The 13607-nt window shown below is 67.1% G+C and carries 12 protein-coding genes; 7 read left to right on the top strand and 5 right to left on the bottom strand.

Going from position 1 to position 13607, the window contains the following annotated elements:
* Nucleotides 1-684: a PadR family transcriptional regulator gene (locus ACIQHQ_RS17920; RefSeq protein WP_402612863.1), complete on the bottom strand. Its 684-nt coding sequence runs from the start codon at nucleotides 682-684 to the stop codon at nucleotides 1-3.
* 402 nt (nucleotides 685-1086) lie between these two features.
* On the opposite strand from ACIQHQ_RS17920, the gene ACIQHQ_RS17915 reads away from it, so the two are divergent.
* Together ACIQHQ_RS17915 and ACIQHQ_RS17910 are read left to right on the top strand one after the other, a co-directional pair.
* Complete coding sequence (locus ACIQHQ_RS17915; RefSeq protein WP_402612862.1) at nucleotides 1087-3741, top strand: transglycosylase domain-containing protein; 2655 nt, start codon at nucleotides 1087-1089, stop codon at nucleotides 3739-3741.
* 125 nt (nucleotides 3742-3866) lie between these two features.
* Nucleotides 3867-5378, top strand: coding sequence for a glycosyltransferase family 87 protein (locus tag ACIQHQ_RS17910; RefSeq protein WP_402612861.1), 1512 nt, complete (start codon nucleotides 3867-3869; stop codon nucleotides 5376-5378).
* A gap of 102 nt (nucleotides 5379-5480) precedes the next feature.
* Here ACIQHQ_RS17910 and ACIQHQ_RS17905 read toward each other — a convergent pair whose 3' ends face one another.
* The 3 genes from ACIQHQ_RS17905 to ACIQHQ_RS17895 form a co-directional block, all read right to left on the bottom strand.
* The gene (locus ACIQHQ_RS17905) at nucleotides 5481-6512 is read right to left on the bottom strand and encodes an alanine racemase (RefSeq protein WP_402612860.1); all 1032 of its coding nucleotides are present in this window, start codon (nucleotides 6510-6512) and stop codon (nucleotides 5481-5483) included.
* 82 nt (nucleotides 6513-6594) lie between these two features.
* Nucleotides 6595-7716: a peptidoglycan bridge formation glycyltransferase FemX gene (gene femX / locus ACIQHQ_RS17900; RefSeq protein WP_402612859.1), complete on the bottom strand. Its 1122-nt coding sequence runs from the start codon at nucleotides 7714-7716 to the stop codon at nucleotides 6595-6597.
* 162 nt (nucleotides 7717-7878) lie between these two features.
* The gene (locus ACIQHQ_RS17895; protein ID WP_402612858.1) at nucleotides 7879-8184 is read right to left on the bottom strand and encodes a hypothetical protein; all 306 of its coding nucleotides are present in this window, start codon (nucleotides 8182-8184) and stop codon (nucleotides 7879-7881) included.
* Between the two features lie 264 nt (nucleotides 8185-8448).
* On the opposite strand from ACIQHQ_RS17895, the gene rpsF reads away from it, so the two are divergent.
* From rpsF to rplI, 4 genes are all read left to right on the top strand, one after another.
* Nucleotides 8449-8739 (top strand): 30S ribosomal protein S6, encoded by a 291-nt coding sequence (gene rpsF, locus ACIQHQ_RS17890; RefSeq protein ID WP_104779105.1) that lies wholly within the window; start codon nucleotides 8449-8451, stop codon nucleotides 8737-8739.
* A gap of 70 nt (nucleotides 8740-8809) precedes the next feature.
* The gene (locus ACIQHQ_RS17885; RefSeq protein ID WP_402612857.1) at nucleotides 8810-9397 is read left to right on the top strand and encodes a single-stranded DNA-binding protein; all 588 of its coding nucleotides are present in this window, start codon (nucleotides 8810-8812) and stop codon (nucleotides 9395-9397) included.
* A gap of 45 nt (nucleotides 9398-9442) precedes the next feature.
* Entirely contained in the window at nucleotides 9443-9679 is a 237-nt protein-coding gene (rpsR, locus tag ACIQHQ_RS17880; protein WP_003949403.1) for a 30S ribosomal protein S18, read from the top strand.
* Nucleotides 9680-9697: 18 nt separating this feature from the next.
* Nucleotides 9698-10144, top strand: a complete 447-nt coding sequence (gene rplI / locus ACIQHQ_RS17875) for a 50S ribosomal protein L9 (protein ID WP_062927880.1) — start codon at nucleotides 9698-9700, stop codon at nucleotides 10142-10144.
* Between the two features lie 164 nt (nucleotides 10145-10308).
* Here the strand turns inward: rplI and ACIQHQ_RS17870 are convergent, their stop codons facing one another.
* The gene (locus ACIQHQ_RS17870) at nucleotides 10309-11646 is read right to left on the bottom strand and encodes an MATE family efflux transporter (protein ID WP_402612856.1); all 1338 of its coding nucleotides are present in this window, start codon (nucleotides 11644-11646) and stop codon (nucleotides 10309-10311) included.
* A 460-nt stretch (nucleotides 11647-12106) separates the two neighbouring features.
* Between ACIQHQ_RS17870 and dnaB the strand changes: the two genes are divergently transcribed.
* Complete coding sequence (gene dnaB / locus ACIQHQ_RS17865) at nucleotides 12107-13588, top strand: replicative DNA helicase (protein ID WP_402612855.1); 1482 nt, start codon at nucleotides 12107-12109, stop codon at nucleotides 13586-13588.
* The last annotated feature ends 19 nt before the right edge of the window (nucleotides 13589-13607 follow it).

The following is a 13607-nucleotide window of genomic DNA, read 5'->3' as shown; positions in this document are numbered from 1 at the left end:
TCACGTGGCGGTGTCGTCGGACGTATCCGGCCGGGGGTCGTTCCCCGGCCGGGGCAGGCCGCCCGACGCTCCAGATGTGGTGTCATGCGAGTCGGGCTCCGCGGTGGCCGGACCCTTGAGGTCCCGCCCCGCTCGCTCGCTCTCGATCAGCTCGTTCAGCCAGCGCACCTCGCGCTCGACGGACTCCATCCCGTGGCGCTGGAGCTCGAGCGTGTAGTCGTCCAGGCGCTCCCGGGTCCGGGCGAGGGAAGCGCTCATCTTCTCCAGGCGCTCCTCCAGCCGGCTGCGGCGGCCCTCCAGCACGCGCATGCGGACATCGCGTGAGGTCTGCCCGAAGAAGGCGAAACGGGCGGCGAAGGTCTCGTCCTCGTACGCGTCGGGCCCGGTCTGCGAGAGCAGCTGCTCGAAGTGCTCCTTGCCCTCAGCCGTCAATCGGTAGACGATCTTTGCCCGGCGGCCCGCGAGGGGGGCGGCGAGGGCGTCCTCGGGGGTGTTCCCCGGCTCCTCGATCAGCCAGCCGTTGGCGACCAGCGTCTTGAGACAGGGATAGAGCGTCCCGTAGCTGAACGCACGGAACACACCCAGCGATGTGTTGAGCCGCTTGCGCAGCTCGTACCCGTGCATCGGGGATTCGCGGAGCAGACCGAGTACGGCGAACTCGAGGATCCCGGAACGCCGGCTCATCGTCGCCTCCTCTCGCCGCGGTGCGCATGTATCGGACCGATGTCTCGGCCCGATGTGTCGTGCTGATGTATCGAACCGATACATCTCGACGATAGAACGGCCTTCCGGATGCGACAAGAGCGGGGTGGGTGAACGGGATCACATCACCGATTCGTCGGAGGCGAGTTGCCTGATTTGAGGTGAAGTTCGGGGCTCGGCGGGTTTTGACGGTGCGTAGTCTGTGCGCCATGCACATCACCGGGAACCGAGTGACGCCTGAGAGCGTCGTCGTCCCCGGTGTAGTACGGGTGCATACGGGACCGATGAATGCGGAGCCGACCGCATCCGTACTTCGGGGGGACCGGAAACCAGCCGCCGTTTCCAGGCGCGCAAGGGTGCGCCTGCCCGAGGAGTAGTCGTTCGATGAGCGAGCACCGTCGCAAACCGCCGCAGCCGCAGGGAGGCGGACGTGCCGCGGCCCGACGCGGCCAGTCCGGCTCGTCCTCCGGCCGCCGTGCGGCACCGCGAGGCGCCACCGGGTCTCCGTCCGACTCCTATGGGTCGGACGTCTACGACTCAGGGGGTGAGGAGCGTCAGTACGGCGGCCGTGCCGAGGCCCGCCGCGCGGCGCAGAGAAGCACGGGGGGTAACCGCCGCAGAGCGGCCGAACCGACCCGAGGCGGTCGGCGTGCCGGTCCCGGCGGCCCGAACGGGCCCGGCCGGGGCAGGGGACGCGCGGCCGACGTCCCCGACAAGAAACGGCTGATCGACTATCCGCGAGCCGGCAAGTACGGCTGGCAGCGCTGGATGCCGTCCTGGAAGCTCGTCTCCGGCCTGTGCATCGGCTTCTTCGGCAGCCTGGTGGCCGTGGCGGGCATCGGCTACGCCATGGTCGGCGTCCCCAACGAGGAGAACGCCGCGGCCCTGTCGCAGAACAACGTCTACTACTGGGCCGACGGCACCCAGATGGTTGCGGCGGGCAGCGGTCAGAACCGGCAGAACGTCACGATCGCCCGGATCCCGAAGGCCATGCAGTGGGCGGTGATCTCGGCCGAGAACAAGAGCTTCTACGAGGACTCCGGCGTCGACCCCATGGGCATCGCCCGCGCCCTGGCGAACATGGCCCGGGGCGGTGACACGCAGGGCGGTTCGACGATCACCCAGCAGTTCGTCAAGAACACCTACCTGAGCCAGGAACAGACGGTCAGCCGTAAGTTCAAGGAGATGTTCATCTCCATCAAGGTGGGCACGAAGGTTCCCAAGCCGGTGATCCTCCAGGGCTACTTGAACACCTCGTACTACGGTCGTGGCGCTTACGGCATCCAGGCTGCCGCGCAGGCGTACTACGGCAAGAACGCGGACAAGCTCGAACCGAGTGAGTGTGCCTTCCTCGCCGCCCTGCTCAAGGGTCCGACGTACTACGACCCCGCGGGTAATGACGGCATCGACAAGACGGCGACCCCCACGGCCAACCGCAAGCGCTCCGAAGCTCGTTGGAGCTGGATCCTCGAGCAGATGCACAACGACAAGAGGATCACGGACGCGGAGTACCAGAAAGCGATCAAGAGGTACCCCACGCCCCAGGACCGCAAGGCGTCCAAGGGCATGACCGGCCAGATCGGGTACCTGGTGGACACGGCCAAGAAGTATGTGCTGAACAACTCCAACATCTCCGAGAAGCAGTTCGACCTGGGCGGCTACCAGATCAAGACGACCTTCAAGAAGGAGAACGTCGAGGCGCTGGCGAGGGCGGTCAAGACGGTCGAGAAGGAGAAACTCGACCCGAAGAAGCGTGAGCTGGACAAGCACGTCCAGTTCGGTGCGGCGTCGGTGAAGCCCAACGACGGCGCGATCGTCGCGCTCTACGGCGGTGCGGGCTTCGAGAACGGCCACTTCAACAACAACGCGGACACCTCGGGCGTCCCCGTCGGTTCGACGTGGAAGCCGTTCGTGCTCGCCGCGGCGATGGAGCGCGGCACCTACCGGAGTAACGGCCCTCTCTCACCGCTGAGCAAGTACAACGGCAACGACCATCTCAAGGTCAAGAACAACGACGGCTCTTATGTCCTGAAGAAGGACAACACCCCGTTCTTCCAGGAGAACGAGAGTGACTATCCCTGGGGCTACATCTCCCTGTACAAGGCGATGGAGCAGTCGGTCAACACCCCGTTCGTGCAGCTCGGCATGGATGTGGGGATGAAGAACGTGGCGGACCTGGCCGAGAAGTCCGGCATCCTGAGGAGCAGCTTCGCCGATCTCAACGCTTCATTCGCACTCGGTACGTCGACTCCCAGTGCGATCCGTATGGCCGACGCCTACGCGACGTTCGCCGCAGCGGGCAAGCAGGCCGCCCCGTACTCGGTGACCAGCGTCAAGTACAACGGTCAGGACGTACAGGGCTTCAAGAAGCCGAGGGTCACGCGGGCGATCCCCGAGAACGTGGCCAACAACGTCACGAACGTCCTGGAGAACGTCATCCAGAACGGTACGGGCAAGAAGGCGCTCTCCCTGGGCCGTACGGCGGCCGGCAAGACCGGTACCACGGACGAGAACAAGTCGGCCTGGTTCGTCGGCTACACCCAGCAGCTGTCGACCTCGGTCGCGATGTTCCGTGAGGACCCCAAGAGCGCCAAGCTGCTCTCCATGAACGGCACGGCCGGTGAGAAGTCCATCCACGGTGGTGACGTCCCGACACTGGTGTGGACCGAGTACATGAAGGCCGCACTGGAGGATGAGCCCGACCTCGGCTTCCCTGAGGCCGAGGAGATCGGCGAGATCCAGCACGAGGCGGGTGCCCCGTCGCCGACGCCGACGCCCAGTGCGGAGCCCAGTGAGACGGTGACCGAGTCGCCGAGCGCCACGCCCAGCGAGAGCCCGACGTCTCCGTCGCCGTCGCCGAGCGAGACCTGCGGGTTCTTCGGATGCGAGGACGACGGTGGCGCGCAGAACGGCGGCACCGGCAACGGGGGCACAGACGGAGGGGCGTCCACCGAGCCCTCGCCAACCGATACGAACCTGGACGGTGGCAACACCAGAGGCAATGGCAACGGAGGCATCTTCGGAGGCCCCGAGGGATAGCCGCCGACAGTTCGCCCGGCTTGGGTGTTTCGCGTGAAACGCGAAGGTGTTTCACGTGAAACAAGGGCCGCCGTCCCCTCTTGGGTACGGCGGCCCTCGGCGTATGGCCAGACACGTACGGCAGGATGTGCGGCATGCCCAGTGCAGAATCGACGCAAGCCAGCGTCCACGAGCCGGACCCGGTGCGGCCGACCCAGGAGGACGAGGTCGCCGCAGCCGGCAGCGAGCTGATCGGCGGCCCGCTCGGGCGGCGTGCCCTGCTCGGGACGTCCTGGTGGACTCCCGTGCGGGTGATCGCGCTGGTGGCGATCGGTATGTTCGCCCTCGGCCTGGTCCAGAAGGCGCCCTGCTACAACGGCGCCTGGTTCTTCGGCGCGAGTTCCCAGTACACGCATGCGTGCTACTCGGACATCCCCCACCTCTACCAGGGGCGCGGTTTCGCCGACGGGCTCGTGCCGTACTTCGACCGGCTTCCCGGCGACATGCAGTACCTGGAGTACCCGGTTCTCACCGGTGTCTTCATGGAGGTCGCCTCCTGGCTCACGCCCGGCAGCGGCACCATCCAGTACCAGGAGCAGTGGTACTGGATGGTCAATGCCGGGATGCTCATGGTGTGTGCGTCGGTCATCGCCGTCTGCGTCACCCGTACCCACGCCCGGCGCCCCTGGGACGGCCTGCTGATCGCCCTGGCGCCCGCCGCGGCCCTGACCGCCACCATCAACTGGGACCTGCTCGCGGTCGCTCTGACGGCCGCGGCGATGCTGATGTGGTCACGTGGTCGTTCCCTCGCTTTCGGCGTCCTGCTGGGGCTCGCCACGGCCGCCAAGCTCTACCCCTTCCTGCTCCTGGGGCCGCTGATGGTGCTGTGCTGGCGTGCGGGCAGGTGGCGTGAGTTCGGGACGGCTCTGGGCGGCGCGATCGTCGCGTGGGTGGTCGTGAACGGGCCGGTGATGCTCTTCGCCTTCGAGGGCTGGTCGAAGTTCTACACGTTCAGCCAGGAGCGGGGCGTCGACTTCGGCTCGTTCTGGCTGATCATGGCGCAGAACTCGGACGACCCGCTCAGCACCGACACCGTCAACACACTGGCCACGCTGCTGATGCTGTTGTGCTGTGCGGCTGTCGCGGCGCTCGGGCTGACCGCCCCGCGCCGCCCGCGGTTCGCCCAGCTCGCCTTCCTGATCGTGGCGGCGTTCATCCTCACCAACAAGGTGTACTCGCCGCAGTACGTCCTGTGGCTGGTGCCGCTGGCCGTTCTCGCCCGGCCGAAGTGGCGGGACTTCCTGATCTGGCAGGCCTGCGAGGTGGCGTACTTCCTGGGGATCTGGCTGTACCTCGCGTACACGACCAGCGGAGAGGCCCACAAGGGTCTTCCCACCGACGGTTACCACTGGGCCATCGGTCTCCATCTGCTGGGGACGCTGTACCTGTGCGTGATGGTCGTCCGGGACATCTTCATGCCGGAGCGGGACCCGGTGCGGCGGTCCGGTGCCGACGACCCCTCGGGTGGAGTGCTCGACACGGCCGAAGACGTCTTCGTTCTCGGCCCCGCTGCCCGCGCACGACGGCGCATGACCGCCCAGTTCGACGGGCCGTCGGTCGAGTGGGGCAGGCCGGGCGCCACGGACGGTTCGCTCTGAGCGAACGGCGGGGGATGCCGTAGCCGGGAACGCCAAAGGTCGTACACGGGGAGCCGTGTACGACCTTCTTGCTGCGTGGCGAGGGATGCCGCGTCGCGCCGGTCAGTGGTCCATGATCCGGTCGAACTGCGTGGTGGTGTGGCGCAGATGGGCCACGAGCTCATCGCCGACCTTCGGCTCCGGCGCGTCCGCCGGCACGAACAGGATCGAGACCTGCATGTGCGGCGGCTCCGCGAACCAGCGCTGCTTGCCGCCCCAGACGAACGGGGAAAGGTTCCGGTTCACCGTCGCGAGGCCGGCGCGGGCGACGCCCTTGGCGCGCGGCATGACGCCGTGCAGCGCCTTGGGAGCCTCCAGACCCACTCCGTGCGACGTACCGCCCGCCACGACCACCAGGAAGCCGTCGGAGGCGGCCTTCTGCTGGCGGTAGCCGAAGCGGTCGCCCTTGGCGACCCGCGTGACGTCCAGCACCGCGCCGCGGTACTGGGTGGCGTCGTGGTCCCCGAGCCACAGCCGCGTGCCGATGCGGGCCCGGAACCGGGTCTGCGGGAACTGCTGCTGGAGCCGGGCGAGCTCGTCGGCCTTGAGGTGGCTGACGAACATGGTGTGCAGGGGCAGCCGGGCGGCACGCAGCCGGTCCATCCAGCCGATGACCTCTTCGACGGCGTCCGAGCCGTCGGTGCGGTCCAGCGGCAGGTGGATGGCGAAGCCCTCCAGGCGGACGTTCTCGATGGCGGCGTGCAGCTGGGCCAGGTCCTGCTCGCTGATGCCGTGCCGCTTCATCGAGGACATGACCTCGATCACCACGCGGGCGCCGACCAGGCCGTACACACCGTCTATCGACGAGACGGAGCGGATGACCCGGTCCGGCAGCGGCACCGGCTCCTCACCGCGCCGGTAGGGCGTCAGCACCAGCAGGTCCCCGCTGAACCAGTCCTTGATCCGGGCGGCCTCGTACGTCGTGCCGACGGCGAGGATGTCCGAGCCCAGCCGTGTGGCCTCCTCCGCCAGCCGCTCGTGCCCGAAGCCGTAGCCGTTGCCCTTGCAGACCGGCACGAGGCCCGGGAACTGCTCCTGCACCTGCTTGTGGTGCGCACGCCAGCGCGCGGTGTCGACGTAGAGCGTGAGCGCCATGGCCGGACCTGGAACCTTTCTCGTGGTCGCCGTGTATCAGCGGTTGCCGTGTGTCAGAGGTATAGAAGCACTGAACGGGACATCAGCGACGCGACATGTAGATGTCGAGCGCCTTGTGCAGCAGCTTGTTCAGCGGGAAGTCCCACTCGCCGAGGTACTCGGCCGCCTGGCCGCCGGTACCCACCTTGAACTGGATGAGACCGAAGAGGTGGTCGGTCTCGTCCAGCGAATCGGAGATGCCGCGCAGGTCGTAGACGGTGGCGCCGAGCGCGTAGGCGTCGCGCAGCATCCGCCACTGCATCGCGTTCGAGGGCCGGACCTCGCGGCCGATGTTGTCGGAGGCGCCGTAGGAGTACCAGACGTGTCCACCGACGATCAGCATCGTCGCCGCTGACAGGTTCACACCGTTGTGCCGGGCGAAATACAGCCGCATGCGGTTGGGGTCCTCGGTGTTGAGGGCCGTCCACATGCGCTGGAAGTACGACAGCGGGCGCGGGCGGAAGTGGTCGCGCACGGCCGTGATCTCGTACAGCCGCTGCCATTCCTCGAGGTCCTGGTAACCGCCCTGGACGACCTCGACGCCGGCCTTCTCGGCCTTCTTGATGTTGCGGCGCCACAGCTGGTTGAAGTTCTTGTGGACCTCTTCCAGGGAGCGGTTCGCCAGCGGCACCTGGTACACGTAGCGGGGCTGGACGTCGCCGAAGCCGGCGCCACCGTCCTCACCCTGCTGCCAGCCCATGCGGCGCAGCTTGTCGGCGACCTCGAAGGCACGCGGCTCGATGTGGTCCGCCTCGATGTCCCGCAGGCGCTTCACGTCGGGGTTCTGGATGCCCTGCTTGATGGAGGGTGCCTCCCAACGCCGGATGATCACCGGCGGGCCCATCTTCACGGAGAAGGCGCCCTGCTGCTTCAGGTGCGCCAGCATCGGCTCGAGCCACTCCTGCAGATTCGGCGCGAACCAGTTGATGACCGGGCCCTCGGGCAGGTAGGCGAGGTAGCGCTTGATCTTGGGAAGCTGCCGATAGAGGACCAGGCCGGCACCGACCATCTCACCGGTGCTGTCGTCGAACCATCCGAGGTTCTCGGAGCGCCACTCCGCCTTGACATCAGCCCAGGCCGGGACCTGCATGTGGCTCGCCGACGGCAGGCTCTGGATGTAGGCCAGATGCTGCTCGCGACTGATGGTCCTCAGGGTCAGGCTCATTCGGGGCGCTCCTCGGGCTGGTGTGTCCCCATGGGTTCAGGGGCTCCGGCTCTCGCGCGAAGCCTACTGCGCCTTGGGAGCGCGCCGGTTGGGCGTACGGACCTTCGCCCCGGCCCGAGGCCGGCCGGGGCGTGAGCGAAGTTCGAAGTGGGGTGTCTGGCGTCAGCCGATGAGGCCGCCGTGCGCCATGCCCAGGAAGAACCCGACACCCGAGGCGCCCAGGCCCAGGATCAGGCCGAAGCGTTCCCGGGTCGTCTCGGAGATCCACTGGCCGTACGCGCCCGTGAGGATGCCCACCAGGCCGGCCCAGGAGCTGAGCACATGCAGGTCTTCGTCGATGATCGCCGTGAGGAACGACATGAGGCCCAGGACCAGGGTCACCGCGAGCAGGGCGTCCTGGAGGGGGTGGGGCTTGCCGTCCGTGGCGAAGAGGCCGCCGGCGGTGTTGGGTCGCAATGCCTGTGCCATAGGGCACCTCCTGCGAAAGTCGGCGCATCGTAGCGCCATACACACCCGATGTGTACAGATTGGCTGCCCTGGAGGCCGGATTTCAACCGCAAGCCGCTGTGCGGGTACTCTGTACCGTCCGCACCGGTGTCTGCCCATGTCATGGCAGGGGCTCCTCATCAGAACCCCCGACTGTCAGTGGTGGCCGATACCGTTGCCTACGCATCACAACCCTCCTGCCACGGAACGACCGTGGCCGCTGAGTCCAAAGGAGGTGGGTTCCACATGCGTCACTACGAGGTGATGGTCATCCTCGACCCCGAGGTCGAGGAGCGCGCTGTCTCTCCGTTGATCGAGAACTTCCTGTCTGTCGTCCGTGACGGCGGCGGAAAGGTCGAGAAGGTCGACACCTGGGGCCGTCGTCGTCTCGCGTACGAGATCAAGAAGAAGCCCGAGGGCATCTACTCGGTCATCGACCTGCAGGCCGAGCCTGCGGTCGTCAAGGAGCTCGACCGCCAGATGAACCTGAACGAGTCGGTCCTCCGGACCAAGGTCCTCCGTCCCGAGATGCACTGAGCTTCCAGCTCAGCTGATCCCGGGATTCGAGTAGCAAGCAGCCAGAGCAAACCCGCCGAGAGGTTCCCCCATGGCAGGCGAGACCGTCATCACGGTCGTCGGCAATCTTGTCGACGACCCCGAGCTGCGCTTCACCCCCTCCGGTGCGGCGGTCGCGAAGTTCCGTGTCGCGTCCACCCCCCGCACCTTCGACCGCCAGACGAACGAGTGGAAGGACGGCGAGAGCCTCTTTCTGACCTGCTCGGTCTGGCGTCAGGCGGCGGAGAACGTCGCGGAGTCGCTCCAGCGAGGCATGCGCGTCATCGTGCAGGGCCGGCTGAAGCAGCGGTCCTACGAGGACCGTGAGGGCGTCAAGCGCACGGTCTACGAGCTGGACGTCGAGGAAGTCGGCGCCAGCCTGCGCAACGCCACGGCCAAGGTCACCAAGACCAGTGGCCGAGGTGGCCAGGGCGGGTTCAGCGGCGGTGGTGGCGGCGCCCAGGGTGGCGGCGGCTGGGGCGGCGGCTCCGGTGGCGGCCAGCAGGGCGGCGGCGCTCCCGCCGACGACCCGTGGGCGACCGGCGCTCCCGCCGGTGGCAACCAGGGCGGTGGCGGCGGCTGGGGTGGAAACTCCGGCGGCGGCGGTGGCGGCGGCTACTCGGACGAGCCCCCCTTCTAAGGGTGGGTTCGCACTCATACTTCTTGATCACACAGGAGAAACACCATGGCTAAGCCGCCTGTGCGCAAGCCGAAGAAGAAGGTCTGCGCTTTCTGCAAGGACAAGGTCACGTACGTGGACTACAAGGACACGAACATGCTGCGGAAGTTCATTTCCGACCGCGGCAAGATTCGTGCCCGCCGCGTGACCGGCAACTGCACCCAGCACCAGCGTGACGTCGCCACGGCCGTGAAGAACAGCCGTGAGATGGCGCTGCTGCCCTACACCTCCACCGCGCGATAAGGGAAGGGTGACCGACTCATGAAGATCATCCTCACCCACGAGGTCTCCGGCCTCGGTGCCGCGGGCGACGTCGTTGACGTCAAGGACGGTTACGCTCGCAACTACCTGATCCCGCGGAAGTTCGCTATCCGCTGGACCAAGGGTGGCGAGAAGGACGTCGAGCAGATCCGTCGTGCTCGCAAGATCCACGAGATCCAGACCATCGAGCAGGCCAACTCTGTGAAGGCTCAGCTCGAGGGCGTCAAGGTCCGTCTGGCCGTTCGCTCCGGCGACGCCGGTCGGCTCTTCGGTTCCGTCACGCCGGCCGACATCGCTTCGGCGATCAAGGCCTCCGGTGGTCCCGAGGTCGACAAGCGCCGCATCGAGCTCGGCTCGCCGATCAAGACGCTGGGCGCTCACGAGACGTCCGTGCGTCTGCACCCCGAGGTTGCCGCCAAGGTCAACATCGAGGTTGTCGCGGCCTGAGTGCCGCGCTTGCTGAAGCAGTAAGGGATGGGGCCGCACCCTGCGGGGTGCGGCCCCATTCGTGTCTGCTGACTGAAAACAGCGTCCGTGTTTCACGTGAAACACGCCTTCTGTGGACCTCGCTGTGTTTCACGTGAAACAGGCAGCGTTTCACGTGAAACACGTCAGCGCGTCGCGCCCGTCACGATCCAGCGCCCCGAGCGGGCGCGGAGCCACAGCGTCAGCATCCGTACGGTCATCATCAGCGTCATCGTGGCCCAGAGGGCGGTCAGCCCACCGCCCAGTACAGGGACCAGCAGAGCGACCGGTGTGAAGACTGCCAGGGTGAGCAGCATGGCCCATGCGAGGTAAGGTCCGTCGCCTGCACCCATCAGGACCCCATCCAGAACGAAGACGATGCCGGAGATCGGCTGGGAGAGGGCGACGATGATCAGGGCGGGCAGCGCTATGTCCTTGACCGCTGGGTCACTGGTGAACAAGGGCAGAAATGCCGGCCGGGTGATGACCACCAGTGCTCCGAGCACGACGCCGACGGCGATCCCCCACTCCACCATGCGACGGCACGCGTCTCGGGCGCCTTGGGCGTCACCGGCTCCGAGGTAGCGCCCGATGATGGCCTGCCCCGCTATGGCGATGGCATCAAGGGCGAAGGCCAGCAGGCTCCACAGGGAGAGGATGATCTGGTGGGCGGCGATGTCGGCATCTCCAAGGCGGGCGGCGATCGCCGTGGCGATCATGAGGATCGCCCGCAAGGAGAGGGTTCGGACCAGGAGGGGAACACCGGCTTGCGCGGAGGCCCTGATCCCGGCGGCGTCCGGGCGCAGCGAAGCGCCGTGTTTGCGGGCTCCTCGTAGCACTACGGCGAGGTAGACCGCCGCCATGCCGCACTGGGCGATGACGGTTCCCCATGCGGAACCGGCGATCCCCAGGTCGGCGCCGTAGACAAGCCCGGCGTTGAGGGCACCGTTGGCGATGAAGCCGGCGATGGCGACGTAGAGCGGGGTCTTCGTGTCCTGGAGGCCACGCAGCACGCCGGTCGCGGCGAGCACGACGAGCATTGCCGGTATGCCGAGCGCGGAGATGCGCAGATACGTGGTCGCGTAGGGAGCTGCCGCGTCCGAGGCACCGAAGAGGTCCACGAGGTGGGGCGCCGTCGGCAGGGCGACGGCGACGACGGCAGCACCGAGGAGCAGTGCCAGCCAGATGCCGTCCATGCCCTGCCGGATGGCGGCCGAGAGGTCACCCGCGCCGACTCGGCGGGCAACTGCCGCTGTGGTGGCGTAGGCGAGGAAGACGAAGACGCTGACTGCGGTCATCAGGAGGGCCGAGGCGACGCCGAGGCCGGCGAGTTGGGCTGTGCCCAGATGGCCCACGATCGCGGTGTCGGCCATGAGGAAGAGGGGCTCGGCGACGAGGGCGCCGAAGGCCGGTACGGCCAGTGCGACGATCTCTCGGTCGTGCTGTCTCCGGCCTGGTCGGCGGCGCGTGGGGGCCTGTGTCATGTGCACCAATCTAGTCTTCCACAGGTAAGTGATGCAAAGCTTTTCTGACCCTTACTTTCCGTCTCGGTGTGCGCACTGCTGTGCACTGTTCGAGACGATCTTGGGCCGGTTGGGAAAGTTTTTCTTCTACACAGCCGGTGGACGGTAAAACGGCAGGTCAGATGGGTCAGCCTCGGCGGACCCGCTGCTTGTTCACAGGCCTGTCCACCGGCTCGTGCACAGGTTTCGAGGAGTTCTCCACAGCATCTGGGCCGTCGTCCACATGGCCTGTGGATAACCAGATTGGCTGACGGTGCCGAGAGGCCTACGGTGGTCCGGCGCCCGCTCCGTCCGCCGGTTTTCAGAACGCCACAAAACCGGCGTGTGCCAACCGGAGTTGGGCCTCTTATTTGTCAGTGCCGTGCCGTAGAACAGAGGGGCACGGCTAGGTCTGCTTCGGCGGACGGGAGGAGGTGGCTCGGTGAGCATTTCCGAGCCCTTGGACGACCCGTGGGCCGACAGCGGTCCCAGTGATCGTCTGCCCGCCTCCCGCCGGCGCGGAGACGGAGGCCGGGGCCGCGACGAACAGCACGAGCGCGGCAGGGACAGCGGGGCGTGGGACGGTGGATCGGCCCCGTCGTTCGAGCGTGTACCGCCGCAGGACATCGACGCCGAGCAGTCCGTCCTCGGCGGCATGCTCCTGTCCAAGGACGCCATCGCCGACGTTGTGGAGATCCTCAAGGGCCACGACTTCTACAAGCCGGCCCACGAGACGATCTACCAGGCCGTCCTCGACGTCTATGCCAAGGGCGAGCCGGCGGACCCCATCACGATCGCGGCCGAGCTCACCAAACGCGGCGAAATCAACAAGGTCGGCGGGGCGTCGTATCTGCACACCCTCGTCCAGACGGTGCCCACGGCGGCCAACGCCGCGTACTACGCGGAGATCGTCCACGAACGGGCCGTGCTGCGCCGCCTGGTCGAGGCCGGTACCCGCATCACGCAGATGGGATACGCGGCCGACGACGACGTCGACGAGATCGTCAACCGGGCCCAGGCGGAGATCTACGCGGTCACCGAGCAGCGGACCAGCGAGGACTACCTGCCGCTCGGCGACATCATGGAAGGCGCGCTCGACGAGATCGAGGCGATCGGTTCGCGCAGCGGCGAGATGACCGGTGTGCCGACCGGGTTCACGGACTTCGACTCGCTCACCAACGGCCTGCACCCGGGCCAGATGATCGTCATCGCGGCGCGTCCCGCCATGGGTAAGTCCACACTCGCCCTGGACTTCGCGCGGGCCTGTTCGATCAAGAACAACCTGCCGAGTGTGATCTTCTCGCTCGAGATGGGGCGCAACGAGATCGCGATGCGTCTGCTGTCCGCCGAGGCCCGGGTCGCCCTCCACCACATGCGGTCCGGGACGATGACGGACGAGGACTGGACGCGCCTGGCCCGGCGGATGCCCGACGTCTCTGCGGCCCCGCTCTACATCGACGACTCGCCGAACCTGTCGATGATGGAGATCCGCGCCAAGTGCCGGCGTCTCAAGCAGCGCAACGACCTCAGGCTGGTCGTCATCGACTACCTTCAGCTGATGCAGTCGGGTGGCTCCAAGCGGGCAGAGAGCCGTCAGCAGGAGGTCTCGGACATGTCCCGTAACCTCAAGCTGCTGGCCAAGGAGCTGGAGCTCCCGGTCATCGCCCTCTCCCAGCTGAACCGTGGTCCCGAGCAGCGCACGGACAAGAAGCCGATGGTGTCCGATCTGCGTGAGTCCGGCTCCATCGAGCAGGACGCCGACATGGTCATCCTGCTGCATCGCGAGGACGCCTACGAGAAGGAGTCACCGCGTGCGGGCGAGGCCGACCTGATCGTGGCCAAGCACCGAAACGGCCCGACGGCGACCATCACGGTCGCCTTCCAGGGGCACTACTCGCGGTTCGTGGACATGGCGCAGACCTGATCCGACCCCGCCTCGCGCG

This window comes from Streptomyces sp. NPDC092370, from assembly GCF_044755265.1.
In the GTDB taxonomy this organism is placed as follows: Bacteria; Actinomycetota; Actinomycetes; order Streptomycetales; family Streptomycetaceae; genus Streptomyces.
Note: the sequence above shows the minus strand (reverse complement) of the source record. Positions and strands in the feature narration are given on the sequence as shown.